24 protein-coding genes, 1 other RNA gene and 3 pseudogenes are annotated in these 26,850 nt (G+C 50.7%); 16 read left to right on the plus strand and 12 right to left on the minus strand.

Annotation, left to right across the window (positions count from 1 at the left end; all coding sequences use genetic code 11):
- The first annotated feature begins 113 nt into the window (after positions 1-113).
- The 3 genes from QE396_RS22390 to QE396_RS22400 are packed head-to-tail and all read left to right on the plus strand — an operon-like array spanning position 114 to position 6,782.
- Entirely contained in the window at positions 114-4,889 is a 4,776-nt protein-coding gene (locus tag QE396_RS22390; RefSeq protein ID WP_309952526.1) for an AAA domain-containing protein, read from the plus strand.
- Positions 4,861-5,235 carry an AAA domain-containing protein gene (locus tag QE396_RS22395; RefSeq protein WP_309952528.1) on the plus strand — a complete coding sequence of 125 codons (375 nt, stop codon included), beginning with the start codon at positions 4,861-4,863 and terminating at the stop codon, positions 5,233-5,235. The genes QE396_RS22390 and QE396_RS22395 overlap by 29 nt, the downstream gene beginning before the upstream one ends.
- On the plus strand, positions 5,235-6,782 hold the full coding sequence (locus QE396_RS22400; RefSeq protein WP_020883904.1) for a hypothetical protein: 1,548 nt from the start codon (positions 5,235-5,237) through the stop codon (positions 6,780-6,782). The genes QE396_RS22395 and QE396_RS22400 overlap by 1 nt, the downstream gene beginning before the upstream one ends.
- 176 nt (positions 6,783-6,958) lie before the next feature.
- Here QE396_RS22400 and QE396_RS22405 read toward each other — a convergent pair whose 3' ends face one another.
- Positions 6,959-7,285 (minus strand): hypothetical protein, encoded by a 327-nt coding sequence (locus QE396_RS22405; protein ID WP_020883905.1) that lies wholly within the window; start codon positions 7,283-7,285, stop codon positions 6,959-6,961.
- 82 nt (positions 7,286-7,367) lie between these two features.
- Here QE396_RS22405 and QE396_RS22410 point away from each other — a divergent pair.
- A pseudogene (locus tag QE396_RS22410) lies at positions 7,368-7,837 on the plus strand (transposase); the annotation flags it as partial.
- Between the two features lie 225 nt (positions 7,838-8,062).
- Here QE396_RS22410 and ssrA read toward each other — a convergent pair.
- Positions 8,063-8,426, minus strand: a transfer-messenger RNA (tmRNA) gene (ssrA, locus tag QE396_RS22415).
- An 89-nt stretch (positions 8,427-8,515) separates the two neighbouring features.
- Positions 8,516-8,998, minus strand: a complete 483-nt coding sequence (smpB, locus tag QE396_RS22420) for an SsrA-binding protein SmpB (protein WP_008502505.1) — start codon at positions 8,996-8,998, stop codon at positions 8,516-8,518.
- Positions 8,999-9,154: 156 nt separating this feature from the next.
- Here smpB and QE396_RS22425 point away from each other — a divergent pair, with 156 nt between their 5' ends.
- Positions 9,155-9,592 carry a type II toxin-antitoxin system RatA family toxin gene (locus QE396_RS22425; protein WP_024908332.1) on the plus strand — a complete coding sequence of 146 codons (438 nt, stop codon included), beginning with the start codon at positions 9,155-9,157 and terminating at the stop codon, positions 9,590-9,592.
- The gene (locus QE396_RS22430; RefSeq protein ID WP_020883907.1) at positions 9,582-9,869 is read left to right on the plus strand and encodes an RnfH family protein; all 288 of its coding nucleotides are present in this window, start codon (positions 9,582-9,584) and stop codon (positions 9,867-9,869) included. Before QE396_RS22425 ends, QE396_RS22430 begins: the two co-directional genes overlap by 11 nt.
- A 99-nt stretch (positions 9,870-9,968) precedes the next feature.
- On the opposite strand, the gene bamE is transcribed toward QE396_RS22430, so the two are convergent.
- The 3 genes from bamE to nadK form a co-directional block, all read right to left on the minus strand.
- Entirely contained in the window at positions 9,969-10,307 is a 339-nt protein-coding gene (gene bamE / locus QE396_RS22435; RefSeq protein WP_014171256.1) for an outer membrane protein assembly factor BamE, read from the minus strand.
- A 138-nt stretch (positions 10,308-10,445) separates the two neighbouring features.
- Positions 10,446-12,107: a DNA repair protein RecN gene (recN, locus tag QE396_RS22440; RefSeq protein ID WP_047366094.1), complete on the minus strand. Its 1,662-nt coding sequence runs from the start codon at positions 12,105-12,107 to the stop codon at positions 10,446-10,448.
- 85 nt (positions 12,108-12,192) lie between these two features.
- On the minus strand, positions 12,193-13,071 hold the full coding sequence (nadK, locus tag QE396_RS22445) for an NAD(+) kinase (protein ID WP_020883909.1): 879 nt from the start codon (positions 13,069-13,071) through the stop codon (positions 12,193-12,195).
- Between the two features lie 122 nt (positions 13,072-13,193).
- Here nadK and grpE point away from each other — a divergent pair, with 122 nt between their 5' ends.
- Positions 13,194-13,787 carry a nucleotide exchange factor GrpE gene (gene grpE, locus QE396_RS22450; RefSeq protein ID WP_020883911.1) on the plus strand — a complete coding sequence of 198 codons (594 nt, stop codon included), beginning with the start codon at positions 13,194-13,196 and terminating at the stop codon, positions 13,785-13,787.
- A 51-nt stretch (positions 13,788-13,838) separates the two neighbouring features.
- On the opposite strand, the gene QE396_RS22455 is transcribed toward grpE, so the two are convergent.
- Entirely contained in the window at positions 13,839-15,125 is a 1,287-nt protein-coding gene (locus QE396_RS22455) for an HlyC/CorC family transporter (protein WP_032670206.1), read from the minus strand.
- An 18-nt stretch (positions 15,126-15,143) separates the two neighbouring features.
- Complete coding sequence (locus tag QE396_RS22460) at positions 15,144-15,935, minus strand: inner membrane protein YpjD (RefSeq protein ID WP_003863130.1); 792 nt, start codon at positions 15,933-15,935, stop codon at positions 15,144-15,146.
- A 166-nt stretch (positions 15,936-16,101) separates the two neighbouring features.
- Here QE396_RS22460 and ffh point away from each other — a divergent pair.
- The 7 genes and pseudogenes from ffh to QE396_RS22495 all read left to right on the plus strand — a co-directional run bounded on the left by ffh (position 16,102) and on the right by QE396_RS22495 (position 21,594).
- A pseudogene (ffh, locus tag QE396_RS22465) lies at positions 16,102-17,464 on the plus strand (signal recognition particle protein).
- A gap of 190 nt (positions 17,465-17,654) precedes the next feature.
- Complete coding sequence (gene rpsP / locus QE396_RS22470; RefSeq protein ID WP_014171249.1) at positions 17,655-17,903, plus strand: 30S ribosomal protein S16; 249 nt, start codon at positions 17,655-17,657, stop codon at positions 17,901-17,903.
- A 15-nt stretch (positions 17,904-17,918) separates the two neighbouring features.
- Positions 17,919-18,458: a ribosome maturation factor RimM gene (gene rimM / locus QE396_RS22475; protein WP_032670210.1), complete on the plus strand. Its 540-nt coding sequence runs from the start codon at positions 17,919-17,921 to the stop codon at positions 18,456-18,458.
- 31 nt (positions 18,459-18,489) lie between these two features.
- Positions 18,490-19,257: a tRNA (guanosine(37)-N1)-methyltransferase TrmD gene (trmD, locus tag QE396_RS22480; RefSeq protein ID WP_014171247.1), complete on the plus strand. Its 768-nt coding sequence runs from the start codon at positions 18,490-18,492 to the stop codon at positions 19,255-19,257.
- Positions 19,258-19,300: 43 nt separating this feature from the next.
- On the plus strand, positions 19,301-19,648 hold the full coding sequence (gene rplS, locus QE396_RS22485; RefSeq protein ID WP_002914145.1) for a 50S ribosomal protein L19: 348 nt from the start codon (positions 19,301-19,303) through the stop codon (positions 19,646-19,648).
- A 131-nt stretch (positions 19,649-19,779) separates the two neighbouring features.
- The gene (locus QE396_RS22490; RefSeq protein WP_014171246.1) at positions 19,780-20,184 is read left to right on the plus strand and encodes a DUF2946 domain-containing protein; all 405 of its coding nucleotides are present in this window, start codon (positions 19,780-19,782) and stop codon (positions 20,182-20,184) included.
- A gap of 37 nt (positions 20,185-20,221) precedes the next feature.
- Positions 20,222-21,594: pseudogene (locus QE396_RS22495) on the plus strand (PepSY-associated TM helix domain-containing protein).
- A 2-nt stretch (positions 21,595-21,596) separates the two neighbouring features.
- Here the strand turns inward: QE396_RS22495 and QE396_RS22500 are convergent.
- The 4 genes from QE396_RS22500 to QE396_RS22515 all read right to left on the minus strand — a co-directional run bounded on the left by QE396_RS22500 (position 21,597) and on the right by QE396_RS22515 (position 24,372).
- The gene (locus QE396_RS22500; RefSeq protein ID WP_014171244.1) at positions 21,597-22,082 is read right to left on the minus strand and encodes an OmpA family protein; all 486 of its coding nucleotides are present in this window, start codon (positions 22,080-22,082) and stop codon (positions 21,597-21,599) included.
- A 12-nt stretch (positions 22,083-22,094) separates the two neighbouring features.
- A complete protein-coding gene (dgcN, locus tag QE396_RS22505) occupies positions 22,095-23,315 on the minus strand; it encodes a diguanylate cyclase DgcN (RefSeq protein ID WP_047366092.1) in 1,221 nt (406 codons plus the stop codon).
- Entirely contained in the window at positions 23,308-23,796 is a 489-nt protein-coding gene (locus QE396_RS22510) for a YfiR family protein (protein WP_020883918.1), read from the minus strand. Before QE396_RS22510 ends, dgcN begins: the two co-directional genes overlap by 8 nt.
- A 201-nt stretch (positions 23,797-23,997) precedes the next feature.
- Entirely contained in the window at positions 23,998-24,372 is a 375-nt protein-coding gene (locus QE396_RS22515) for a DUF2799 domain-containing protein (protein ID WP_032680468.1), read from the minus strand.
- A 215-nt stretch (positions 24,373-24,587) separates the two neighbouring features.
- On the opposite strand from QE396_RS22515, the gene aroF reads away from it, so the two are divergent.
- Positions 24,588-25,658: a 3-deoxy-7-phosphoheptulonate synthase AroF gene (gene aroF / locus QE396_RS22520; protein WP_032680469.1), complete on the plus strand. Its 1,071-nt coding sequence runs from the start codon at positions 24,588-24,590 to the stop codon at positions 25,656-25,658.
- Between the two features lie 10 nt (positions 25,659-25,668).
- On the plus strand, positions 25,669-26,790 hold the full coding sequence (gene tyrA, locus QE396_RS22525; protein WP_309952546.1) for a bifunctional chorismate mutase/prephenate dehydrogenase: 1,122 nt from the start codon (positions 25,669-25,671) through the stop codon (positions 26,788-26,790).
- Positions 26,791-26,850: the final 60 nt, after the last annotated feature.

Here is a 26,850-nt window from a genome sequence, read left to right on the forward strand (position 1 = left end):
ATGATATATATTTGAAAAGTTTTGGAATGCGTTCTCTTTGCGAACGGTATAAAATTTCTGGCGTTCCCTTTCATAATTACATTTTTTAGGATCAGGCAGGCACAATCTATGCAATGTCTGAGATAACTACATCCATTTTACTTGACTACCACCAACAAAAATTTAGTGGTGCAGGAGAAAACGTGAAGTATCAGATAGTAGGTGGTGCAGGCCTGCACCGCAGCGAAACCAAAACAGTTGATATGATGGTTAAGCAGTTACCAGATAGTTGGTTTGGCTATGCTGGCTTGGTTGTTACTGATAGCCAAGGATCGATGGAAATCGATACGCTAATTATTACTGCTGACCGGCTGCTATTAGTCGAGCTTAAAGAGTGGAATGGTAACATCACATACGAAGGGGGGAAGTGGCTGCAAAATGGTAAGCCACGAGGCAAAAGTCCCTATCAGATCAAGCGTGAGCATGCACTGCGACTAAAAGATTTGTTGCAGGAAGAGCTATCTCGTAAGTTGGGTTACTTTTTGCATGTTGAGGCTCATGTAGTGCTGTGTGGCACTGCAGGTCCTGAGAACTTGCCATCAAGTGAGAGTCGCTATGTTCATACCCGTGATGAATTCTTGACTATAGGCAACCCCAAAAATTACGAAAAGCTGGTGCAAGACACTAACTTTTCTCACCTTTTTGAGGGGGGGAAGCCTCGGCCAAATTCAGATGAGGCATTACCGATCATTAAGTCCTTCTTTGAAGGCCCAAAAGTCAGGCCTTTACCACTTAAAGAAAGCGGTTATCTTGCGAACGATAAGCCATTCTTTAGTCACCCTCACATGGTCTACAACGAATTCAGGGCTACCCACAAAGATAATAGTCAACACAGAGGTCTGCTACGTCAGTGGAACTTTGATGCCCTGGGGGTAGCAAACGCAATGCAAACATTGTGGACTGAGATAGCTCTGCGTGAGACTCGAGTAGGTCGCTTAGTTCGTCATGGCAGTGCAACTATGCAGGATTATATGTTGCGTGCGGTAAGGGAACTATCCGAGGAGGATATAACTGATGATGCCCGTGAGCTGTATGAGTTACGCCGTAGTTTTAGCCGATTGGATGAGATACTAGATAGCGAAGCTGACGGATGGAGTAAGTCTGATCGTATTGATCGCGTTCGTGCATTATTGGCTCCATTTTCTGAATTACATAGCCTAGGTATCGGTCATTGTGATATTGACCCGCACAATCTATGGTACGCAGGGGATCAAAAGAGCATTGTCGTTACTGGTTTTGGCGCAGCCTCGCTGGAGGGACATAATAGCCTGGAGGCATTACGTCCGACATTGCAAAGTGCTCCATATACTTTGCCCGAAGATGCTTTTGAAGAGGCAGTTGAGCCCTATCGCCTAGATGTATTCATGTTGGCTGTAATTGCTTATCGTATTTGTTTTGCAGGCGAATCATTACTAACTCCTGGACAGATGCCTGAATGGCGAGCTCCATTAACTGATCCTTTTAGCGGTATTTTAAACAGCTGGTTTGAACAAGCTCTTAACCTTGAGCCAAGTAAACGCTTTCCACGTGCGGACATAATGCTCAATGAGTTTAATGCGGCTACTAAGGAACATAGCCAAGACTTTGATGAAGCTAACCAGATTTATCAAGAGTTAAAGCAAAACAAATTCTTTCGCGAAGGGATGAACAGCGTTGGTGTGTTAATTGAATTTCCTCCGCTTCCTGAACAGTTGTCTATGGTTTACCCTGCTCTTGCTGCTATTGCTACGACTGGCAGCATCAGTTATCACTGTGAACAAGGTGGGAAAGCCCTGCAGGTAAAATTGTGGGATGGCGTGATTTTGAATCCTCAGCAACCTGGTGTTAACCGCCGTATCCACGCTTTTAAGCAGCGAATCGATAAGATTACGCATATTAATCTGCCAACTCCTAAGGTGCAGTCCTGTGGACTATTAGGACAAGGCGGCTTGTATGTAGTGAGCGAGTATGTGGATGGTCTACCGTGGTCACAGTTTATTGCTGAGAACGTGTTAGAACAATCCCAACGTTTCACAATAGCGGAGACGTTGATCAACACCATTCATGCTTTTCATGAAAAGCAGTTACCTCATGGAGATCTTTGCCCAGAGAAACTGCTGGTACAAGTCGGGGAGCAGACAGCAATTACCCTGATTGGATTGCTTGAATTCAGTGATGAATTAACTGCAGATAATCGCTACCAGCCAGATAATCCTGAAAGTACTGATGCTTTTGGGCGAGATTGCTTTGCAGTATATCGTATGGTGGAGGAGCTATTTAGTGATGATATGCCAGTATTGCTGCAAGCTGAGTTAGAACGTGCAAAGCAAACCGTTGACGGTATACCTATCGCGCTCGATCCTTTGCTGCAGTCACTTCGAGCACCGGAACAAGCTGAGATTAAGCAAGTTGTGGAGTCTGAGTTACAGGATAATGTAATTCCTGTTTGCTGGGGCGCAGATGATTGGCCGCAAGAAGTGAAGCTTCTAGAACAAAATGATGGGATCTATCATTTTCAATGTAACTGGTCAGCTAACCCACGCTTTGCGCATGAATTGCGTTGTTACATCACTGGCCTAGGTGAGCGGCTATTGGTAGACCTGGATCCTGATAATCGCACTATTAATAGAATAGTGTATGAAAAAGGATTATCGATCGAAGAAAGTATAAAGGCTGGAAAATATTCCCAGGCTAAAATTAATACTCAACTTTCATTACAGCGTGGCTCACTTAATCAGCGTAATACTTTTATTGAACTACTGTTTAATCTCGAGCCAGTAATTGACGCCATCATTGAGCGAGCTAATCCTAATCAAGAGATGGATGAAGATGACTTCGATAGCAGTGAGTCAAGTCCAGTTGAGTTGTGGCAGGCATTGTCTGACACAGAAGTAGACCTACGAGATATAGTCAACATCGATTCAACTGACTTTCAGGAATCACCAAGTGGTTGCTTACTCTACCCATATACTACGGAATCCGGTGCTGACCTCAGCTTTGAACTTGATGATAAGATCATTGTTTATATTAAAGATAAGCGTGAATCGGTGCAGTTAGGGGAGCTGCGGCTAAGTGAGACTACGCCGAATCTATTGGCTATTCGCTTTGATTTCGATGCTGCTCGTAAGCGAATTAGTAGCGGCAGCCAGCTACAATTGGAGTCGATCCGTGACAAATCATCAAGAGAGTTGCGTCAAAGAGCCCTTCAACGAGTAATTGAAAACAAAGCAGAGATCCAGCATCTGCCACAGTATTTTGATTACCATCAGAAACCCTGTATGCAGCAAATGCAACCGCGGCCATCCGCGGAGACATTACGCGAGCTTTATGATCAGCCTGGACAACGTTTTAATGATCAGCAGCTCATGGCGTTTCAGCAGTTGGTCGAGTTGGGACCTGTTGGAGTTCTCCAGGGACCGCCAGGTACAGGTAAAACAACCTTTATTTCAAAATTTATTCACTATCTGTATCAACATTGCGGTGTGAATAATATTCTTCTGGTCGGCCAATCCCATGCGTCTGTTGATAATGTAGCCATCAAGGCTCGAGAGCTCTGCCATACAAAAGGAATGGAACTGGATACAGTACGTATTGGTAATGAACTTATGATTGATGAGGGTATGCTAAGTGTTGCAACTAAAGCTCTTCAGCGACAGATTCAGCATAAATTTCACCGTGAATATGACCTGCGAGTTAGCTCCTTAGGAAAGCGTCTAGGGATGGCTCCATTATTAGTCAAACAGTTATGTCAGTTACATCGTACGCTGAATCCCTTGATGGTGACATATGGCCAATATAGCCGTGAGCTGGATAAAGTAGACCAGACAAAGAGCAGTAGTATTAGTCATCAAGAGCGACTGACTGAATTATTAGAACAAAGCAATCAGCTTAAACTGCGAACACAAGAAATTATTAACTCAATATTCGATGACAGCTTGCAGAAAACTCTTGTCTATGATGAGACCTTGATAAGACAGTTGGCTGAGCAAATTGCCATACAATGCAGTTATAACAATCCAGAGAACCTTGAACGTTTTATGCAGTTATTGGAAATGAGCCAAGAGTGGATGGATGTATTACGCGGCGGCGAGGCTGGATTTGATCGATTTATGTTCAAAAGTAAGCGATTGGTTTGCGGAACTCTTGTTGGTGTTGGGAATCGTCGACTAGAGCTAGCTGAGTCCAGTTTTGATTGGGTAATAGTTGATGAGGCTGGCCGAGCACAAGCTGCTGAATTGATGGTAGCGCTGCAATCAGGCAAGCGAGTGTTGCTGGTAGGGGATCATAAACAATTGCCACCATTCTATCATCAACAGCATCTTAAGTTAGCCTCTAAGAAGTTAGAACTCGGGAAAGGGATCTTTTACGAGTCTGATTTTGAACGTGCTTTTAAAGCAACAGACGGCGTAACGCTCGATACTCAATATCGAATGGTAGAACCAATTGGCGAGTTAGTATCGGAGTGCTTTTACGCTCAAGATATCGGTAAATTGCATTCATCGAGGAAAGTCTCGCCAGATTGGTATTCCGAGTTACCAAGTCCTTGGAACAAAACTGTTACTTGGATCGATAGTTCGAGCCCTAATGAAGCCGGTGCAGAAGAGCAAAAGGGTAATGGCCGTTACTATAATCAACGAGAAGTCCGGCTACTGTTAGAGGCTTTGCAGTCATTGTCGAGCGATGACTGCATTGCACAGCTTGAGCAAACTATTACCACAGAGCAGCCATATCCTATTGGTATAATCACTATGTATCGTCAGCAAAAAGAGGAAATTGACAATGCTATCAGTCGGGCTGAATGGGATAATACAAGAGCAGCCATATCCTATTGGTATAATCACTATGTATCGTCAGCAAAAAGAGGAAATTGACAATGCTATCAGTCGGGCTGAATGGGCAGCATCGTTACGTGGTTTGATTAAGATCGATACCGTTGATTCATATCAGGGCCAGGAGAACAAGATAATTATTCTCAGTCTGGTTCGCGATAATCCCAACAAACTACAAGGTTTCCTGCGCGATGCGCCGCGAATAAACGTTGCTATTTCGCGAGCTCAAGAAAGGTTATTGATTCTGGGAGCTAGGCGTATGTGGTCAAAGACCAATAATGATTCAGCCCTTGGAAACGTTCATGAATTTATTAGTAAACAGGTTGCCGTAGATGAACCCAACTACCAAATCCTGTGTGGTCAAAGTCTGCTTGGAGATAACAACTAATGTCAGAACCACGTCTGGGTAATCTGATTACCGTTTTACTACCTGCGCGTAGTTACAAGATCAACTGCGCTTTGACCACTGAAAAACTGATGCCTGGAATTGAACAGTTTGCATGTCGCTTGCTGCTGATTTTTGATCAGCTCTATCCCAGCGAGTTACAAAATTACTTTGGTCTAACCGATCATGAGCGAGAGGTATTGCTTGATGGCTTGCTGGCTAACAGACTGATCAACATTAACCCTGATGGGCATATTGAGGCTAGCTCATTTCTACGTAAGCATGCAGCTAGTAATGGTGGGAGGCCAAGTTTAGTTAAGTATCAAGAACGTACGGAGGAAGTGGCATTCGATCTACTAACTCTTTCGATATGTAAACCGCAACCGAATCGTCGTTTTACTTCTGGACTGCCAGAGCTATTGCCTCGGCATCAGATCGGGGGAGATGCTGCTGCGGTAACAGAGGCTTTTAGCTCACAGTTTCGCCACCATCTTTTGCTCAGCCGCAACAGCGAGTATGAGCGTCAAAGGACTAGATTATATAAGATAATGGGCTGTAGTTCGCATGAGATGGTGCAGCTCCCAATAGAGATAGAGGTTAGCTACGATGCTTCTGCTGGTAGCATTGAGCCGCAGAAGTTTACTCGCTCCTATGAATATTTAGGTAACACCCGGCTGCCGCTTTCAAACGAGCTGGAGGCTCATATCGCAGATTTTTTGGGAGAACATAAACTAGATGAATTTGGTATCGACTGTGAAGATTTCTGTAAACTAGCAAATGATAAAGTATTGTTACAATTTGCTAATGGTTATAAGTTCGACTATTCCGGCTGGATAGAGGCTCGCGAACAACGGAAAACTGGCTACGGTACTTCATTGACTACCGGTATGTTAGGGGCTATTTATTTACCGCACAACTCTAAGCTGTTCATTAGTATGTTGCATAATGCATTACGTGATTATGTAGGTAAAACAGCTCCAAAAGCGCTGTGGTATAGCAGTAAAGTACCACTGTGGGGAGCTAATGGCAGTCAACTTTCGCGTTTTACTCGCGATCTAGGCGACATACTTGGCAATTATTCCGATGATAAGATTGGTCGCATTTCGCTTTTACATCCAAGTGCTGATGAAGGTGAGAAACGTCAAGAACGTAAGCGACACTTAGGTCGTTTTCCAACCGGTATTGGCCTTACTTCGGAGGCTAAGTTTGATCGTTTGGAGATCCTCTTAATTCCCGATGTGATTGCTTTGGTGCAATACCACGGTCAACCTAATTCTGATAGTGCATTAACCCTGCCGATTGGTTATATAACCGTTGAGCCAGAGCGTTTAGAATTACTTAACAACCTAATGATTAAGCGAATTGAAGGGGTTGTTGCAACCATCAATTGGTCTGAATCAAAACTTGAAAATTTAACTTCGCTATTACCTGTTGAGTTTCTGATTAAATTGAATAAGAAAAGTGGTGAAGATGTGGATGCTGCAATACAAAAAATACAAATTGCTAACCGTGCTGAAACCGCACGGGCAATTTTATCGCTACGCAAGTAGCATTTATATTGCAGTGAATGAATTTTTCTAGGTTGCTATGAACTAGGTAAAGGACAACAAATAGGTGAACGGCGTTATTCATGTCAAATGAGATAATGCTAAATTGATAGGACTTTTTACCCCTCCGACCATTTTGAATGGTCGGAGTTCATAAGGTTTCTTTTTAAATTTTAATTCTAAGGGCTAACGATAACTCTTATATCCGATCCGGAAATGCTTTTAATATACGAATAACTAGTTCCAAGCACTGCTAACTGACCGCTAGAAATTTTTGTAGCTGAAATAGCAGGTTCTACTATAGCAAACTTGAAAACCAGTTCGTGATCATGACACTTATTTCGCAATATCTCGAGTTGTTCTGGGAGTCCTTTTAGAATTCTATCAAAGCCGGTTGGAAGCGACTTTTGATAATGCTCCATCGAACGCTCAAAAAACTTCTCACCCGTATATAACCATTTTACAAATCTGGATGCCTGAACACACACTTCGTAAACATCGTTCATGCGGGCTCCTGTGACCTGCTCCCCGTTGATTAATACACCGTGATGTTAGTAATGTCTTCTTCAGCAACGTGAGGGCATCCCTATGAAGAAGCGTTTTTCCGACGAACAGATCATCAGTATTCTCCGTGAGGCTGAAGCCGGGGTTTCTTCCCGGGAACTCTGCCGTAAGCACGCTATTTCAGACGCCACTTTCTACACTTGGCGCAAGAAGTTTGGTGGCATGGAAGTTCCTGAGGCAAAGCGGCTTAAGTCGCTTGAAGAGGAGAACGCCCGACTCACGAAGTTACTTGCCGAAGCTATGCTGGATAAGGAGGCGCTTCAGGTGGCTCTTGGGCGAAAGTACTGACGACTGGCCAGAAGCGGGAAGCCGTGGTGGTGATGTGTGATGCGACCGGTCTGTCGCAACGTCGTGCCTGCAGGCTTACAGGTTTGTCTCTGTCGACCTGCCGTTATGATGCTCAGCGTCCATCTTCTGATGCGCATTTATCAGGGCGTATCACTGAGCTGGCGCTTGAACGCCGACGTTTTGGTTATCGGCGCATCTGGCAGTTAACGGCTTGGTTTTTCTTGCCATGGGGAGTGTCCATGCGTTTAGGCCCAACGAAAACAATAGAGCTTTTCGTTGGGCCTATCAATGGGCCTAAAAGGTTCGGATTTAATTAGTTCTCTTCGGACTTCGCGGGACAAATTGCAGGCACAAAAAAGCCCGCATGGCTTGCGCCGTGCGGGCTCTTAGGACTTCATCGGATGACTCTGGTAATCACCGATGGAGAATTTTGGTGGAGCTGGCGGGAGTTGAACCCGCGTCCGAAATTTCTACATCCTCGGTACTACATGCTTAGTTTGTCTTTACATTCGCACGCCAGCTGCGAACAAACACGCCACTAACGTACTAGCCTGATTAGTTTTAACGCTTCAACCCCAGGCAGGGCTTCCACGCGATCTCTTTTGGGTTTGACCTCTCTTGAATCCCCGTCTTAAGAGCGGAAGCTAGGGAGAGAGGGCTCAGAGCAGGTTATTAAGCTGCTAAAGCGTAGTTTTCGTCGTTTGCGACTATTTTTTTGCGGCTTTTTACGAGGCAAACCGCCCCTCGGCATGCACCTTGGGTTTCGCAAATCCCGTCGAATCCAGAATCAGCCCCAATAGTGTTGAACTGAGTATACCAGATTTTAGATCCTGGATACCAGCCCGGAACGCTAACTTATTGAATAGTACAATAAGTGCGCAGAATCAACGTCCTGCGTTTTTCATAATACGTGCTTTGTCGAGCTGCCATTCGCGCTCTTTCAGATCGGTACGTTTGTCGTGCTGTTTTTTACCCTTCGCGACGCCAACTTTCACTTTGCACCAGGCATTTTTCCAGTACAGCGACAGGGCAACCACGGTGAAGCCTTCACGGTTAATGCGCCCATAAAGGGACTCCAGTTCACGCTTGTTCAGCAGCAGCTTACGGGTACGCGTTGGGTCACACACGTAGTGTGACGAGGCGACGGTCAGCGGCGTGAAGTTGGCACCGAACAGGAAGGCTTCGCCATCTTTCAGGATCACGTAGCTATCACCGATGTTGGCTTTCCCGGCGCGCAGCGATTTTACTTCCCAGCCCTGCAATGCAAGGCCAGCTTCGAATTCTTCTTCAATAAAATACTCGTGGCGAGCACGCTTGTTGAGCGCAATGGTCGCCGAGCCTGGTTTATGTGCTTTTTTCTTCGTCATAAGTATCGTAAAGCCATCGGTAATCTGATTTCAAAAAGTCACCTCATTGCGTCCTGTGAGGTCTAACGCGCTATATTAGCACGAGATGAGGCTTAGCGTTTTTTTAACAGGTGATAAATGTTATTATTTGTCGGTTGTGTGACCATGGGAAATGCTATGCCTCAGATTAGCCGTACTGCGCTTGTTCCATACAGCGCGGAACAAATGTATCAGTTAGTGAACGACGTTCAGTCTTATCCAGAGTTTATTCCGGGATGTACCGGGAGCCGAGTGCTGGAGTCTGGCCCGACGCAGATGACGGCGGCGGTCGATGTCTCCAAAGCGGGGATCAGCAAGACGTTCACCACCCGCAATACGCTGACGAGCAATCAGAGTATTTTGATGCATCTGGTAGATGGTCCGTTTAAAACCCTGATGGGTGGCTGGAAGTTTACCCCCCTCAGCGCTGATGCCTGTCGCATCGAGTTCCAGCTGGACTTTGAGTTTACCAATAAACTGATTGAGCTGGCGTTTGGCCGCATCTTTAAAGAGCTGGCCTCGAATATGGTTCAGGCGTTCACGACCCGCGCCAAAGAGGTTTACAGTGTCGCATAAGATAGCTGTCGAGGTGGTGTATGCGCTGCCGGAGAAGCAATATCTGCAGCGTGTGATGCTGGACGAAGGTGCGACCGTTGAGGCGGCTATTCGCGCTTCTGGCATCCTTGAGCTTCGTCGTGACATCGACCTGGCGAAAAATAAAGTCGGCATTTACAGCCGTCCGGTCAAACTGGCTGATGTGGTGAATGAGGGTGACAGGGTCGAAATTTATCGCCCGCTGATTGCCGACCCGAAAGAGCTGCGTCGCCAGCGTGCGGAGAAATCGGGTAAGTAGTTCGCTCTTCACCTTAAGCCTGATCTCAAAGGGGCGAGGGGGATGAAGGAAAACAAAAAAGGTGCTCATTGAGCACCTTTTTGCGTCTCTGACACCTGATTATTTGGTCAGGGCAGGCTTGTTGTCGATGTTGGTCAACACACCGGCGCTGCTGAAGGTCAGCGTCAGGGTCTGCTGGGACGCGTCTTCATGGCCCGGCTGCTGACGGAATACATAGAACCAGGTGTTTGTGCCGAACGGATCGGACATCATTGGGGTTCCAAGTGCATAAGCGACCTGCTGTTGTGTCATCCCCACACGGATTTTGGACACATCGTTAGGGGTAAGGTAGTTCCCCTGGTTGATGTCAGGACGGTAAACCACTTTCTCCAGAGTGGAACAGCCTGCGGTCAACATCAGAAGAACCGCTGCGGCAGCGGTCAGCATTTTACAACGCATAGTGATTTGATTCCTTTTCGGGCCCGAGCAGAACGCGGCTCATATGTTATATGCCGATGATAATAGACCTTGCCCCACTTTGAAACCGGTCTGGCGGCGTTTTTGTTGTTCTCTATGACCCTGAGATCCCGAAAAAGTTTATGCCGCCAGCAGTTCTTTCGCGTTCGCGAGCGTATTTCGCGTGACTTCACTGCCGCCCAGCAGGCGTGCCAGCTCCTGCAGACGTGCGCGTTTATCCAGTGGCTTCATATGCGTTTCTGTCATTTCACCGTCAGTTTCTTTGCTGACGATAAAGTGATGATGACCACACCCGGCCACCTGCGGCAGGTGGGTAACACACATGACCTGCGTTGATTCACCCAACTGGCGCAACAGTTTGCCGACAACCGCCGCCGTAGGGCCGCTGATCCCCACATCCACTTCATCGAAAATCAGCGCTGGGGTTTCCATTTTACGTGCGGTAATCACCTGAATCGCCAGCGCGATACGCGACAGTTCACCGCCGGAAGCCACTTTAGAGATGGGCTGCAACGGCTGCCCCGGGTTGGTGGTGACGCGGAATTCAATACGGTCCGCACCTTCCGCCGTCAGATGGTTCTCTTCGAAACGGACATCGATGGTGAATACGCCGTGCGGCATCGCCAGAGTGTGCATGCTGTCGGTGATGTGCTGACTCAGTTCCTGGGCGTAATGTTGACGGATCTCATGCAGCTGTTTCGCCGTCGTCAGCGCCTGTTCATGGTGCAGGTTCACCGCCAGTGACAGGGTTTCCAGCGAGTCAGCCTGATCGTCAAGCTGCTGTTGTTCATCAAGCAGGGACTGATAGTAGCCAGGCAGCTCTTCTGGCGTAACGTGGTGCTTACGCGCCAGCGAGATCTGACGGGAGATGCGTTGCTCCAGTTCAAACAGACGGTTCGGGTCGAGATCCAGACGTTCACAGTAGTGGCGCAGTTCGTCACTGGCTTCTGAAATCTGAATCGCGGCCTCTTCCAGCATATCCAGTACGCCAGAGAGTTTGCTGTCCATGCCGGCCAGCTCGGTGATGAGCTGACGAACATTATACAGCTGGCTCTGCAGGTTCACGTCTTCACCGTCAGCCAGCATGTTAAGGGCATTCTGGCTGGTTGAGAGCAGGTGACCGCTATTAGCCAGGCGCTTGTACTCTTCGTCGATAAGCTCAAATTCACCCGCCTGCGGGCTAAATTCGTTGAGTTCTTTAAGCTGGTATTCCAGAAGCTCAGCGCGGGCGGCACGCTCCTGGCTTTGCTGCTGGTGCTGGGCAAGCTCACGGCAGCTTTGATGCCACTGGCGATAGTGCTCCGCCATGAGCTGAGTAAGTGCGTACTCACCTGCATAGCCATCAAGCAGCGTTTTCTGCTGCTCCGGTTTAATGAGTTGCTGGTGCGCGTGCTGGCCGTGGATCTGAATGAGTAACTGGCCGAGCTCGCGAAGCTGGGAAAGCGGGACTGCAGTGCCGTTGATAAAGCCGCGGGAACGACCATCGCTGCTGATAACGCGACGAAGTAAACACTCACGTCCGTCTTCCAGCTGGTTCTCTTCGAGCCAGCGCAGGGCGGCAGGGGTATCTTTCAGGGAGAAGCGAGCGCAGAGATCGGCACGGTTTGCGCCCCTGCGCACCATGTCACCTTCTGCACGGCCGCCGAGGCACAAGCCGAGGGCATCTATGGCAATGGATTTACCCGCACCGGTTTCCCCGGTGATCGCCGTCATGCCGCTGTGGAAATCGATCTCAAGCTCACGAACTATGGCAAAGTTGCTGATGGTCAGTTGTGCCAGCATAATTGTTTTCCTGTATGAAAAACCATGACTGTGTTTTCATACAGTATAAACTGGTTTTATATACAGTAAAGTACTGGATGCAAAATCAGAACAATTTTTTTGACCAGCCAAGCTTCGAGCTTAATGTATTGAAATAGCTGTAATCTTTCGGGTGAATAAGATTCAGGTGGTAATCACACCGACGAATAAGAACATCTTCACCTTCCTGAATAGGCAGCGCAATCTGGCTGTCGCAGCTGATCTCCAGATCGTTACGGCGGTGCGAGAAACGCAGACGAATGGTGCTGCTGCTGTTGATCACCAGCGGACGTGCCGAGAGCGTGTGCGGGAACATCGGTACCAGGGTGATGGCATCCAGTGAAGGGGTGAGGATCGGGCCACCCGCAGAGAGCGAGTAGGCAGTCGACCCTGTCGGCGTGGAGATAATCAGCCCGTCAGAACGCTGCGAGAAGGCGAAGATTTCGTCGATATAGACTTCGAACTCAATCATGTGTGCCACTTTGCCGGGATGGAGCACCACTTCGTTAATCGCAGTGCTGATGCGCTTCTGGCAGTCCTGCTGACACACCTGCGCTTCCAGCAAAAAGCGTTTTTCGCTGATATAATGACCTTCCAGCACGTCGGCCAGCTGCTGCTGGGCGTTGTCCGGATCGAGGTCGGTCAGAAAGCCGAGATTGCCGCGGTTGATACCAATGACCTTGATGTCATAACGCGCGAGCGTTCGGGCCGCGCCGAGCATATTGCCGTCGCCACCGACCACCACGGCGAGATCCGCCTGCTGGCCAATTTCCGCCAGCGTGCCGGTTTTGACGCTCTTCAGCTGCAGCTCCTGAGCAATCTGCTGTTCGACCATCACTTCATAGCCTTTGCTACACAGCCAGCGATACAACATTTCATGTGTCGTCAATGCGGTAGGGTGACGCGGATGCCCGACGATCCCAATACACCTGAAATGATTATTCATTTTCTGGAGGTCCTTGTGCCTGATGAATGATGACAATCTGTCTTGTTCCCTTGAATCCCGGAAACTGATCCCCATAATAAGCGAAGTTAGCGATATGAATGCAGAAAAACGCGGAGAAATTCATGAGTAGTAAAGAACAGAAAACGCCTGAGGGGCAAGCCCCTGAAGAAATTATCACGGAACAGCACGATGATGTTGAGGCTGTAGAGCCGGACGCATCTGCTGAGCAGGTGGACCCGCGCGATGAAAAAATTGCGAATCTGGAAGCTCAGCTGGTAGAAGCACAGAATCGCGAACGCGACAGTGTTCTGCGCATCAAGGCGGAAATGGAAAACCTGCGCCGTCGTACCGAGCAGGACGTTGAGAAGGCGCATAAATTTGCGCTGGAGAAATTCATCAACGAACTGCTGCCGGTGATTGATAGCCTGGATCGCGCGCTGGAAGTGGCTGATAAAGCTAACCCGGACAACACCGCGATGATCGAAGGTATCGAACTGACGCTGAAATCCATGCTGGATGTGGTACGTAAGTTTGGCGTGGAAGTGGTTGGCGATACCAACGTTCCGCTGGATCCAAATGTGCACCAGGCGATTGCGATGGTGGAATCAGAAGACGTTGAAGCCGGTAAAGTGCTTGGCGTGATGCAGAAAGGTTATACCCTGAACGGTCGTACCATTCGTGCTGCAATGGTTACCGTGGCGAAAGCGAAAGCGTAATTTGCCATCTGTAGTGCCGGGTGGCGGCTTGCGCCGTACCCGGCCTACTCTCTACTCAGCAATACTTTCCCGAATCGGTTTTACCGGCAGGACTTTCACCTGCTTAATCATATTGTCCTGCACGTCCAGGATATCAATATCGTATTGCTCAATGCGCACCCGCGTGCCCGCCGCCGGGATCTCTTCCAGTGCTTCCAGAATCATCCCGTTTATGGTGCGTGCTTCATCTTCCGGTAAATGCCAGTTAAAGGCTTTATTGAGCTCTCGAATGTTCGCGCTACCGTCGATCAGCACCGAGCCGTCGTTTTGCGGGGTGACTTCTTCCGCAAGGGAAGGGGACATTGAGGTGGTAAAGTCGCCAACAATCTCTTCCAGAATATCTTCAACCGTCACCAGCCCCTGAATATCCCCGTACTCATTGACCACCAGGCCGACCTTCTTCTTATTACGCTGGAACTTCACCAGCTGGGTGCTGAGCGGCGTTCCTTCCGGCACGTAATAAATTTCGTCGGCGGCGCGGAGCATCACCTCTTTGGTGAACTCTTTTTTCTCGGTCATCAGACGATAAGCTTCGCGCACGCGCAGCATGCTGATGGCATCGTCCAGAGAGTCGCGGTACAGCACGATACGGCCGTGCGGGGAGTGGGTCAGCTGGCGGACGATGGCTTTCCAGTCGTCATTGATATCAATGCCGACGATCTCGTTACGCGGCACCATGATGTCGTTAACGCTGACTTTTTCCAGATCCAGTACCGACAGCAGCATGTCCTGATTACGCCGGGAGATCTGCGAGCGCGATTCATGCACGATGGTGCGCAGCTCTTCTTTGCTGAGCGCGCTGCTGATGGTGACGTCTGCTTTGATACCGATCATCCGCATCAGAACACGCGTCACCATGTTCAGTAACCAGACCAGCGGCATCATCAGGATCAGCAGCGGTGCCAGCAGGAAGCTGCTGGGGTAGGCCACTTTTTCCGGGTAGAGCGCGGCGATGGTTTTAGGCAACACTTCTGCAAACACCAGCACCACAAACGTCAGCACACCGGTGGCAATGGCGACGCCGGCGTTGCCGTACAGGCGCATCCCAACGATAGTACCGAGCGCAGAGGCAAGAATGTTGACGAGGTTGTTACCGATGAGCACCAGACTGATCAGACGATCCGGTTGACGCAGCAGTTTTTCGACGCGACGGGCGGCACGGTTACCCTGCTTAGCACGATGACGTAACCGGTAGCGGTTTAAGGTCATCATGCCGGTTTCCGAGCCGGAGAAATAGGCGGAGATGACCACCATGACGATCAGCGTAATGATCAGCGTGGTGGTAGAGATGTGTTCCAGGGGGAACTCCTTTGTTACTTAGCCAGCAAATTGCTGTATGAAGCGGCTGCCAAAATAGGCAAGGGTGAGAATGCCCGCGCCCGCGACGTTGAACCAGACCACGCGCCGACCGCGCCAGCCTTCATGATAATGGCCCCATAACAGGACAATATAGACAAACCACGCGATGATGGAGAGGACCGCTTTATCGATATTCTCCACGCTGAACAGGTTCTTCATATAAAACAGGCCCGTGCACAGCGTTAACGTCAGCAGCACGACACCAACCTGCGTGATGTGGAACATCTTACGCTCAATCACCATCAGCGGCGGCATCTCATGGTTAAAGGCCAGCTTTTTGTTTTTCAGCTGGTAGTCAATCCAGGCGAGCTGCATGGCATAGAGCGCGGCGATAATCAGCGTTGCGTAAGCGAAGAGTGACAGGCCGATATGCACCAGCATTCCCGGCGTCGCTTCCAGATGCGTAATAAACTCATTGGGCATAAACGTGGCCAGGGCCAGGTTGATCAGCGCGAAGGCATACACAATCGGCAGTAGCAGCCAGCCACGGTTTTTAGAGGCGACAATGGTCATCACCGTGCAGATCATCAGGCTGACCAGCGAGCCGACGTTGAGCACGCTCAGGTTCTGTACGCTGCCATCGCCGGGGATAATGCGCGATTCCAGCGCGAACGCATGGCTTATCAGTGCGATCACCGCCGAAAGAATAGCCATGCGTCGCCAGCCGCTGTTTTTTTGCAGCAGTCCAGGAATGATCAGCGCGAGGCTGACAGAGTAGGCAACAAGGGCGATCAGTGCGAAAACAGGCATATAGGCATCGACAGTTGTCTTAATAAGAAAGAGAAGCAGTATAACGTTACGTGACGCCTGCTCCAACCGTTGCATAACAACAAAGCCGCCTTCATGTTATACTCCGGCAAAATTCTGTGTATGTGTCGCTGCCAGCGACCCAACGTTTCTACTCAGGCGAGAGACAATGTTTGATAATTTAACCGATCGTTTGTCGCGCACGCTGCGCAACATCAGCGGCCGCGGACGCCTTACCGAAGACAACATCAAGGAAACGCTGCGCGAAGTGCGCATGGCGCTGCTGGAAGCAGACGTCGCGTTGCCGGTTGTTCGTGATTTTATCAACCGCGTTAAAGAGAAGGCGGTTGGTCATGAAGTTAACAAGAGCCTGACCCCGGGTCAGGAGTTCGTCAAAATCGTCCGTAACGAACTGGTTTCGGCGATGGGCGAAGAGAACCAGGTGCTTAACCTGGCAGCACAGCCACCGGCCGTCGTGCTAATGGCGGGCCTGCAGGGTGCGGGTAAAACCACCAGCGTGGGTAAGCTGGGTAAATTCCTGCGTGAAAAGCACAAGAAAAAAGTGCTGGTCGTTTCTGCGGACGTCTATCGCCCGGCGGCGATTAAACAGCTGGAAACCCTGGCGCAGCAGGTCAGCGTGGATTTCTTCCCGTCTGACGTTGCCCAGAAGCCTGTCGACATCGTTAACGCGGCGCTGAAAGAGGCGAAGCTGAAATTCTACGACGTGCTGCTGGTGGATACCGCCGGTCGTCTGCACGTTGACGAAGCGATGATGGATGAGATCAAACAGGTGCATGCCGCTATCAATCCGGTAGAGACCCTGTTTGTTGTTGACGCCATGACCGGTCAGGATGCGGCGAACACTGCGAAAGCGTTTAACGAAGCGCTGCCGTTAACGCGGCGTAGTGCTGACCAAAGTGGACGGTGACGCCCGCGGCGGTGCGGCGCTTTCGATTCGTCATATCACCGGCAAGCCGATTAAATTCCTCGGTGTGGGTGAGAAAACCGAAGCGCTGGAGCCGTTCCACCCGGACCGTATCGCCTCCCGTATCCTCGGCATGGGCGACGTGCTGTCGCTTATCGAAGATATCGAGAGCAAGGTTGACCGCGCCCAGGCTGAGAAGTTGGCCAGCAAGCTGAAAAAAGGCGACGGCTTTGACCTGACCGATTTCCTTGAGCAGCTGCGTCAGATGAAAAACATGGGCGGCATGGCAAGCCTGATGGGCAAACTGCCGGGCATGGGCCAGATCCCTGACAACGTAAAAGCGCAGATGGATGACAAGGTGCTGGTGCGTATGGAGGCGATCATCAACTCGATGACCCTCAAGGAACGTGCTAACCCGGACATCATCAAAGGGTCCCGCAAACGCCGTATCGCAGCCGGTTGCGGCATGCAGGTGCAGGACGTAAACCGCCTTCTGAAACAGTTCGACGACATGCAGCGCATGATGAAGAAAATGAAGAAAGGCGGCATGGCGAAGATGATGCGTGGCATGAAGGGCATGATGCCGCCAGGATTCCCTGGCCGTTAATCGCCTGGCAGCTGGCTATTTTGATGCCAGGGTGTGCCCGAAAAGCACACCCTGGCCGTGTTTTGCAGCAGAGTTTTAACTGCTGATTGCATTTTCCCCAGAAATCAGTAAAATTTTCGGGCTTTTAATATGACACCCGGGCTCCGTTCCTCGATGGGGCCCGGTTGTTTTATTCACACAAGAGGATGTTATGGTAACTATTCGTTTAGCACGTCACGGCGCTAAAAAGCGTCCGTTCTACCAGGTTGTTGTTACTGACAGCCGTAATGCACGCAACGGTCGCTTCATTGAGCGCGTTGGTTTCTTCAACCCGATCGCTTCTGGTTCTGAAGAAGAAACCCGTCTGGATCTGGATCGTATCGCTCACTGGGTTGGCCAGGGCGCTACTGTTTCCGATCGCGTTGCTACGCTGATCAAAGCAGCAAACAAAGCAGCTTAATCTGTCACGGTGGTCATGATGAGCAATAAAGCACCTGTTGAACCGATTGTATTGGGCAAAATGGGTTCTTGCTACGGTATTCGTGGTTGGCTCAGAGTGTTTTCCTCCACTGAAGACGCTGATAGCATTTTTAATTACCAGCCCTGGTTTATCCAGAAAGCCGGTAAGTGGGAAGAGGTCGAGCTGGAAAGCTGGCGTCACCACAATCAGGACATCATCATCAAGCTGAAAGGCATTGACGATCGTGATGCCGCGAATGCACTGACTAATTGTGAAATTATCGTGGATTCGTCGCAGTTGCCGCAGCTGGAAGAGGGCGACTACTACTGGAAAGACCTTATGGGTTGCCAGGTGGTCACCACTGAAGGTTATAGCCTGGGGAAAGTCATCGACATGATGGAAACCGGGTCAAATGACGTTCTCGTCATTAGGGCAAACCTGAAAGATGCATTTGGCATCAAGGAGCGGTTGGTTCCGTTCCTCGATGGACAGGTTATCAAGAAAGTCGATCTCGCTACTCAAACGATTGAAGTAGATTGGGATCCTGGTTTTTAAATTCTCCGGATAAACGGTAAAAGACGGCGCTATGTGGATTGGCATAATTAGCCTGTTTCCTGAAATGTTCCGCGCGATTACCGATTACGGGGTAACTGGCCGGGCAGTAAAGAATGGCCTGCTGAACATCCAGAGCTGGAGTCCTCGTGACTTTACGCATGACCGGCACCGTACCGTGGACGATCGTCCTTACGGCGGCGGACCGGGGATGTTAATGATGGTGCAACCCTTACGGGACGCCATTCACACAGCAAAAGCCGCGGCAGGTGAAGGCGCGAAGGTGATTTATCTGTCACCTCAGGGACGCAAGCTTGATCAAGCGGGCGTCAGCGAACTGGCGACGAATCAAAAATTGATTCTGGTCTGTGGTCGCTACGAAGGGATAGATGAGCGCGTAATTCAAACCGAGATTGACGAAGAATGGTCTATCGGCGATTACGTACTCAGCGGTGGTGAGTTACCAGCGATGACGCTGATTGACTCCGTTGCCCGGTTCATTCCGGGTGTACTGGGCCATGAAGCTTCGGCAACGGAAGATTCCTTTGCTGATGGGTTGCTGGACTGTCCACACTATACTCGTCCTGAAGTGTTAGAAGGGATGGAAGTACCGGCGGTGTTACTGTCAGGAAACCATGCTGAGATACGTCGCTGGCGTTTGAAGCAGTCGCTGGGCCGAACCTGGCTTAGAAGACCTGAACTTCTGGAAAACCTGGCTCTGACTGAAGAGCAAGCAAAGTTGCTGGCCGAGTTCAAAAAAGAACACGCGCAACAGCAGCATGAACATGATGGGAATGCGTAATACGCTCCCGAATATCAGTTTACCCAGGATAAGAGATTAAATTATGAGCAACATTATTAAGCAACTTGAACAAGAGCAGATGAAGCAGGACGTACCTTCCTTCCGTCCAGGTGACACCGTGGAAGTGAAAGTATGGGTTGTTGAAGGTTCCAAAAAACGTCTGCAGGCATTCGAGGGCGTGGTTATCGCTATTCGTAACCGCGGTCTGCACTCTGCATTCACTGTTCGTAAAATTTCCAACGGCGAAGGCGTTGAGCGTGTCTTCCAGACTCACTCTCCGGTAGTTGACAGCATTGCTGTTAAACGTCGTGGTGCTGTACGTAAAGCTAAACTGTACTACCTGCGTGAGCGTACTGGTAAGTCTGCTCGTATTAAAGAGCGTCTGAACTAAGATTCGCTTAAGCGACATCCTGTTAAAAAGGGCTGGCCGAAAGGCTGGCCCTTTTTTATTCCATCGCACCTCTCGCATTAACCCTTTCGTCATAAATCATTTACAATGCTGGCCTCTTAACGGGAGGGAAAGTGGATAACGTACTGCATCGGCATAACTGGAAACGCGCAGCGGCTTTGACCGCGCTGTTTGCGATCCTGCTGATCGTGGTTGCGCCGCTTATCTCCATCTCGCTGCAAAAAGATCCCATGAGCGCCATGCCGGGAATGCATCATGACATGAGCATGATGTCGATGGATGAGCACCATGGCGATATGCCGCACTCGATGCCCGTCGACCATGCGGAAGCGTGTGGCTACTGTGTACTGTTAGCGCATGTGCCGGGCATGATGCTGGCGCTGATTGTACTGCTCAGTGTGGTACTGCAAAGGAGTCGCGTTACACCGCCGCAACCGCCGGTCAGCCACTGGCACTTTTTCCCCTGGCTCTTTCCTGATACCCGCGCGCCGCCGCGGCAGTCTGCTTTTTCCCTTTAAAAAAAATCGATAACTTTTTGCCTTAAAAAGGAAAAGTATGACTACCTGCACTCCGCGCGCGGCATGGGGAAACCTGCTGCGTCGACTCCATTTCTATGTCGGGCTGTTTGTTGGCCCGTTTATCTTCTTCGCCGCGCTGACCGGTACGCTGTATGTGGCGACGCCGCAGCTGGAAAACACGCTTTACCGGCACGCGTTGCACACGGATTCGGTGGGAGAGGCGCAGCCTCTGGCCGAGCAGATTGCCGTGGCGGAAAACGCCGTGGGTTCAGATCTGCGCCTGCATGCCGTTCGTCCGGGGCTGGTTGACGGTGATACTACCCGCGTAATGTTCGCTGACCCGGCGCTTGGCCCCTCGGAGAACCGCGCTATCTTTGTGGATCCCGTGAGCCTTGAGGTGCGGGGCGATATGACGGTGTACGGCACGAGTGGCATTCTGCCGTTGCGCCAGACCATCGATTATCTGCACACCTCGTTGATGCTTGGCGATGTCGGGCGTCTCTATAGCGAGCTGGCCGCCTCCTGGATGTGGGTTGCCGCGCTGGGTGGAATCGCCCTGTGGTTTTACACCCGACCAAAACGTCGGATGGACAACCGTTTCCAGAACCGCCGTCGTGTGCATGTGGCACTGGGCTGGGTGTTGCTGGGGGGGGAATGTTATTGTTCTCAGCGACAGGCCTGACGTGGTCTCAGTGGGCGGGCGGTAACGTGGATACACTGCGTGCCCGGATGAACTGGCTTACGCCGCAGGTCAATACTACGCTCTCCGGTGTGCCTGCTATCATGGACGAGCACGCTGAGCACCGGGGGCATCATAGCGGGATGATGATGCCCGCGATGGTGATGGATCCGACGCTTTTTGATGACGTCCTGCATGCCGCCCGTACGGCGGGTATAGATGCCAGCAAGCTCGAAATCCGCCCGGCGAAAACGGCTGAACAGGCCTGGACCGTGACGGAAATCGATCGCAGCTGGCCGACTCAGGTCGACGCGGTGTCGGTCGATCCGCACTCCCTGCACATTCTGGACAGAACCCGGTTTGAAGATTTCCCGTTAATGGCAAAACTGACCCGCTGGGGTGTGGATTTCCACATGGGGATCTTGTTTGGGCTGGCCAATCAGCTGTTGCTGATCGCGTTCGGTATTGCCCTGTGCGTGCTGATCGTCTGGGGATACCGGATGTGGTGGATGCGTCGTCCGGCGCAATCGGCCGTGAACCCGGTTCAGACGCTCTGTCAGAGCTGGCTGGCGCTATCGGGATGGGGAAGAGCCGTCACGGCGATGGTGAGTGTCCTGCTGGGGCTGGCGATGCCGGTGATGGGGGTGAGTCTGGCCCTGTTTGTGCTGGTCGACTGGCTGCGCTGGCGAGCGGCAACAGGCGTGTCGCTCGCAGAATCATCGGTTAAATAACCTTATGGCGTGCTGATAACCACCGCAACCCGGCGGTTTTCAGCGCGCCCTTTTGCAGTACTGTTGCTCGCAACAGGGTATTTTTTGCCTAACCCCTGCGTGGTGAGGTTGCTGCGCGGGATATTGGCTCCCTTCGCCCAGGCGTCGGCTACCGCATTTGCACGTTTCAATGACAGCGCTTCGTTGTAGCGCTCTTCGCCGTAGTTGTCCGTGTGACCGTCCATACGCGCGTGGTTCAGACCGGTTGCCGCGAGGCGAGAGGCCATGGTCTTGATCTGCGTTTCACTTTCCGCACGCAGCCTGGCGTCGTTTTTATCAAACAGGATGGTATCTGACAGGCCAAGGGACCAGTCGCCGTTCAGTTCGTTAAAACCGTAAGACTTCATCGCCGCAATCTGCTCAGGAGTGAACTTGCCTTGCGGCGGTGACTGGCAACCTGCCAGCACGACTGAGGCTAATAACAACGGCGCGAAGTATCGCTTTAACATATCGTTTCCCTTCTAATTTATCGTTTTTGTACGCTGGTTTTTAACCAGGTACATATTGCGGTCGGCTTTCTCCAGTAATGCTTCCACAGAACCATTTTCCCACGCCAGAGCAAAGCCAATACTGAGTGACATTGATGCTTTTTGCCCGTTATGCAATTCGAACGGGCGGATAAACTGCTGCGATAAGGCAGCACAAAGATGTTGAACCTCAGGCTCTGAATGGACGCCGTACAGCACCATGGCAAACTCGTCGCCGCCAAGGCGGTATGACTGATGGCGCTTATCACCGAACTCGACCATTCTTCTGGCGACTTCAATCAGCACACAGTCTCCTGCCGCGTGTCCCCAGGTGTCATTAATAAACTTAAAATTATCACCGTCGAGGAAGAGCAGGGCCGAGTTTGTTTTTGCTGAGGGGTCATTCATTAATGCCGCGATGCTGTTACGAAACGCCGCACGGTTGGCAAGACCCGTCAGCGGGTCGTGCATGGCGGTGCGTAATAGCTGGGCGTTTTTCGCCTGCAGTTTAAGCTGCCACTCCTCCATTTCATCCAGAAGGCTGTTGAAGTCCTCGCCAAACTGGTGAAATTCTTCAATGCGCCCGTCTTTCACCCGTCGGGAGAAGTTACGGTTAGTGCGTACGTCATGAACGACGTCAGTAATGTTTTGCAGCGCTGTAACCATGCCGTGATGCAAGGATTGCGTAATGGTCAGTGCGACCACCGTCGCAAACAGAATACAGCCGGTGAGAACGGCAAACGACATCCAGATGAAGTGGCTTATCAGGCTGTCACGCGCGGTAAGGCGTATTTCGCCAATCGTTGAGCCGTTATGGAATACGGGCTGGGAAATCGGTTCGGGGAAAAGCCAGCGGCTGACCAGTGCCCCCAGGGTGTCGTTGTTATCCGCCGGGTTCCACGACCAGTACGCAAAGCGTTTTTTGTGCACGTTGAGGACTTCAGCCACGGCAAACTGACCCTGTTTGCCAAGGGCAGCAAGCGTTTCATTGGCTGCCACTGAATCGTTGAACACCAGGGAGGCTTCAAGGCTGTGGCTCATGGTGGCGCCGGTTAATTCGAGATTCTTTTGTGCGTATTGCTTTAATGTCACGACGGAGGCAAAACAGAGGAGCAGCCATATTAATGTCATCGTGATGATGACGCTTATCATGCTGATTCGTCTGAGTGTTCTTTTAAACGTCGGACGTGGCGCTGAAGTGAAATCTTTATCCATGCTGCTTATTCCGTGCGAGCATTAATACATCCGGATTGACTCTCACGCCACTGCGAGTCAGCGCATCCAGATTGACGGAAAACCGGACATGGTTGCGATCAATTATCAGGCAAAAGGCGCTGCCAATAATACATTCCGGATTTTGCTCTGAGATTAATAGCAATGCTCTGCCCTGATACTGACTTATTAATTCACGTTGTTTTACGGGGGATTCCGCCCCGAAATAAATAGCATCACACGTCGCGGACAGGGCTTCCTGATCGTTACGCACAATAACGGGGGTATAAGGTAATTCGCTTTGCCCGTCCTTGCTGGTGAGTGCATGCGTGTAGTGAGAAGAAGCATAAACACAGAGTTTTGGCTGGCCGGAAAGTGACGGCCATCGGGTGTAGCTCACAATACCTGAAACGATCGAACGTACCGATTTATCGGTTTCGGTGAACGTGCCTGCCGCCGCTGCGCCCACCATAAGGAACAGCATTAGCACCAGAGTGAGTCGGAAAAAAGAGATCAAGAATAAATTTCTCACCAGAATCCGCCACTTCGCTCCGGAAATAGATGTCCTTAAGAGTTGTGGGCAGAATACCATTGTTTATCAGAGCCGTCATTATGTCAGAATTTTCCCTGCCTCGACCTAAGCTAAATCCTACACTTTGTTATATTCCGGTGAATAAAAAGAGGCTTAATTAAGTCTGCTGGAGCGCATGCTTTCATCCATGCCTTTTTGCCATGACTCGTGCAGTTTTGCTGCATTTTCAGCAGTATCGCAGCTGGCAGGAAAAGATTTGCCCGCTAATCCCCAGGCGTGGAGAAAACCTTCTTCACACACTTTCTTCTGTCCGTCTGCATATCCCCGGAGATATTCACTACGATCAACTTGTGGATCATTAAAATTATCGGCCAGCGTCTGGTTATCTTTAACCGGCAGACCATTCATGGCGTCTTCTTTACCTGCATCAAACCAGCTGGGGCTGGTCCAGTCCGGGTGGAAGGTATAAGGATTGATTTGGCAACCCGATAAAATGAGCGACAACAGCACCAGAGCAATTGAACGCATAGCCATTCTCCTTTTTTCTTCAGCATAGCCTGGTAACGGAAAGTAAGTGGTGTAATTTAAAGTTTACGGATATGGCGGCTGATTTTTGCAATAAATTGGCATTCGTAAAGAAAAGTGTACGTATTTTGGATTGAAATCTTTACTTGTTATGGTATCGTTGTTTCACCTCTTCGAGGAAAACAACTATCGCAAACGAGCTCTACAGGATCGCAATCATGCAAAAAGACGCGCTGAACAACGTACATATCACTGACGAACAGATTTTGATTACTCCGGATCAACTGAAAGCGGAATTCCCGCTGAGCGTCGCGCAGGAGGCTCAAATTGAGCACTCGCGTCAGACCATTTCAGACATTATCGCTGGCCGCGATCCACGCCTGCTGGTGGTATGTGGTCCTTGTTCTATTCACGATCCTGAAGCCGCCATTGAGTACGCTCGTCGTTTTAAAACATTAGCGGAGGAGGTCAGCGATAGCCTCTATCTGGTAATGCGCGTCTATTTTGAGAAGCCACGTACCACCGTTGGCTGGAAAGGGTTGATTAACGATCCGCACATGGATGGCTCGTTTGATGTGGAAGCAGGGCTGAAAATTGCGCGTCGCCTGCTGGTGGAGCTGGTCAGCATGGGGCTGCCGCTGGCCACTGAAGCGCTGGATCCGAACAGCCCGCAGTACCTGGGCGACCTGTTTAGCTGGTCTGCCATTGGGGCACGCACCACAGAATCACAAACCCACCGCGAGATGGCGTCTGGCCTGTCGATGCCGGTTGGTTTTAAAAACGGTACCGATGGCAGCCTGGCCACTGCAATTAACGCCATGCGTGCCGCGGCAATGCCGCACCGTTTTGTTGGCATTAACCAGGCGGGGCAGGTTTGCCTCCTGCAAACGCAGGGTAACCCGGATGGTCACGTGATCCTGCGCGGTGGTAAAGCACCAAACTACAGCCCGGCAGATGTGGCACAGTGTGAAAAAGAGATGGAGCAGGCGGGACTGCGCCCGGCACTGATGGTAGATTGCAGTCATGGTAATTCGAATAAAGATTACCGTCGTCAGCCTGCGGTTGCGGAATCTGTGGTGGCACAGATAAAAGACGGCAACCGTTCTATTATCGGTCTGATGATTGAGAGCAATATTCACGAAGGCAATCAGTCATCTGAACAACCGCGCAGCGCAATGAAGCACGGCGTATCCGTCACGGATGCCTGCATCAGCTGGGAAACCACCGACGCGCTGCTGCGTGAGATCCATAAAGATGTAAGCGGCCAGCTGGCGACGCGTCTGGCTTAAGAGGGTAGTTATGGTTGCTGAATTGACCGCGTTACGCGATCAAATTGATGAAGTGGATAAGGCGTTGCTGGACCTGCTGGCGCGCCGTATGGCTCTGGTTGCCGAAGTGGGTGAGGTAAAAAGCAAATACGGCCTGCCGATTTACGTCCCGGAGCGTGAGGCATCCATGCTGGCTTCGCGGCGCAAAGAGGCCCAGGCGCTGGGCGTCTCGCCGGATCTGATTGAAGATGTCTTGCGTCGCGTAATGCGGGAATCCTATTCCAGCGAAAACGATAAGGGCTTCAAAACCCTCTGTCCGTCCCTGCGCCCGGTGGTTATTGTGGGTGGCGCGGGCCAGATGGGGCGTCTGTTTGAAAAAATGCTGACGCTTTCTGGTTATCAGGTTCGCATTCTGGAAAAAGAGGACTGGGAACACGCGCCAGCGCTGATGGCCGATGCGGGGATGGTTATCGTCAGCGTGCCTATCCACGTGACGGAGCAGATCATCGGCAAGCTTCCACCGTTGCCGAAAGATTGTATCCTGGTTGACCTTGCATCGGTCAAAAATGGCCCCCTGCAGGCGATGCTGGCGGCGCATACTGGCCCGGCGCTTGGCCTGCACCCGATGTTTGGTCCGGACAGTGGCAGCCTGGCGAAGCAGGTTGTGGTGTACTGCGATGGTCGTCAGCCGGAGGCCTATCAGTGGTTCCTGGAACAGATCCAGGTATGGGGTGCCAGGTTGCACCGGATCAGCGCGGTAGAGCACGATCAGAACATGGCGTTCATTCAGGCGCTGCGCCACTTTGCGACCTTTGCCTACGGTTTGCATCTGGCGGAAGAGAATGTGCAGCTTGAACAGCTGCTGGCGCTCTCTTCGCCGATCTATCGCCTGGAGCTGGCGATGGTCGGGCGTTTGTTCGCTCAGGATCCACAGCTTTACGCCGACATTATTATGTCCTCTGAGAACAACCTGGCGCTTATCAAACGTTATTACCAGCGGTTTGGTGAAGCGATCACCTTGCTGGAGCATGGCGATAAGCAGGCGTTTATCGACAGCTTCCGTAAAGTCGAGCACTGGTTTGGCGATTATGCGCAACGTTTTCAGAGTGAGAGCCGCACGCTTTTGCGTCAGGCAAATGACAGTCGCCAGTAATGCGATGATGTATATACTAAAAGCCAGCAATGCTGGCTTTTTTCATTTTGGGGAACTGTT

It is taken from the genome of Enterobacter sp. SORGH_AS_0287, assembly GCF_031453695.1.
GTDB lineage: Bacteria > Pseudomonadota > Gammaproteobacteria > Enterobacterales > Enterobacteriaceae > Enterobacter > Enterobacter ludwigii.

Bases quoted from the DNA above. Each gene is read 5' to 3' on its own strand.
- QE396_RS22390 (WP_309952526.1), top strand. From the start codon at position 114: ATGTCTGAGATAACTACATCCATTTTACTTGACTACCACCAACAAAAA.
- QE396_RS22395 (WP_309952528.1), top strand. From the start codon at position 4,861: ATGTATCGTCAGCAAAAAGAGGAAATTGACAATGCTATCAGTCGGGCT.
- QE396_RS22400 (WP_020883904.1), top strand. From the start codon at position 5,235: ATGTCAGAACCACGTCTGGGTAATCTGATTACCGTTTTACTACCTGCG.
- QE396_RS22405 (WP_020883905.1), bottom strand. From the start codon at position 7,285: ATGAACGATGTTTACGAAGTGTGTGTTCAGGCATCCAGATTTGTAAAA.
- smpB (WP_008502505.1), bottom strand. From the start codon at position 8,998: ATGACGAAGAAAAAAGCACATAAACCAGGCTCGGCGACCATTGCGCTC.
- QE396_RS22425 (WP_024908332.1), top strand. From the start codon at position 9,155: ATGCCTCAGATTAGCCGTACTGCGCTTGTTCCATACAGCGCGGAACAA.
- bamE (WP_014171256.1), bottom strand. From the start codon at position 10,307: ATGCGTTGTAAAATGCTGACCGCTGCCGCAGCGGTTCTTCTGATGTTG.
- recN (WP_047366094.1), bottom strand. From the start codon at position 12,107: ATGCTGGCACAACTGACCATCAGCAACTTTGCCATAGTTCGTGAGCTT.
- nadK (WP_020883909.1), bottom strand. From the start codon at position 13,071: ATGAATAATCATTTCAGGTGTATTGGGATCGTCGGGCATCCGCGTCAC.
- grpE (WP_020883911.1), top strand. From the start codon at position 13,194: ATGAGTAGTAAAGAACAGAAAACGCCTGAGGGGCAAGCCCCTGAAGAA.
- QE396_RS22460 (WP_003863130.1), bottom strand. From the start codon at position 15,935: ATGCCTGTTTTCGCACTGATCGCCCTTGTTGCCTACTCTGTCAGCCTC.
- rpsP (WP_014171249.1), top strand. From the start codon at position 17,655: ATGGTAACTATTCGTTTAGCACGTCACGGCGCTAAAAAGCGTCCGTTC.
- rimM (WP_032670210.1), top strand. From the start codon at position 17,919: ATGATGAGCAATAAAGCACCTGTTGAACCGATTGTATTGGGCAAAATG.
- trmD (WP_014171247.1), top strand. From the start codon at position 18,490: ATGTGGATTGGCATAATTAGCCTGTTTCCTGAAATGTTCCGCGCGATT.
- rplS (WP_002914145.1), top strand. From the start codon at position 19,301: ATGAGCAACATTATTAAGCAACTTGAACAAGAGCAGATGAAGCAGGAC.
- QE396_RS22500 (WP_014171244.1), bottom strand. From the start codon at position 22,082: ATGTTAAAGCGATACTTCGCGCCGTTGTTATTAGCCTCAGTCGTGCTG.
- dgcN (WP_047366092.1), bottom strand. From the start codon at position 23,315: ATGGATAAAGATTTCACTTCAGCGCCACGTCCGACGTTTAAAAGAACA.
- QE396_RS22510 (WP_020883918.1), bottom strand. From the start codon at position 23,796: ATGCTGTTCCTTATGGTGGGCGCAGCGGCGGCAGGCACGTTCACCGAA.
- QE396_RS22515 (WP_032680468.1), bottom strand. From the start codon at position 24,372: ATGCGTTCAATTGCTCTGGTGCTGTTGTCGCTCATTTTATCGGGTTGC.
- aroF (WP_032680469.1), top strand. From the start codon at position 24,588: ATGCAAAAAGACGCGCTGAACAACGTACATATCACTGACGAACAGATT.
- tyrA (WP_309952546.1), top strand. From the start codon at position 25,669: ATGGTTGCTGAATTGACCGCGTTACGCGATCAAATTGATGAAGTGGAT.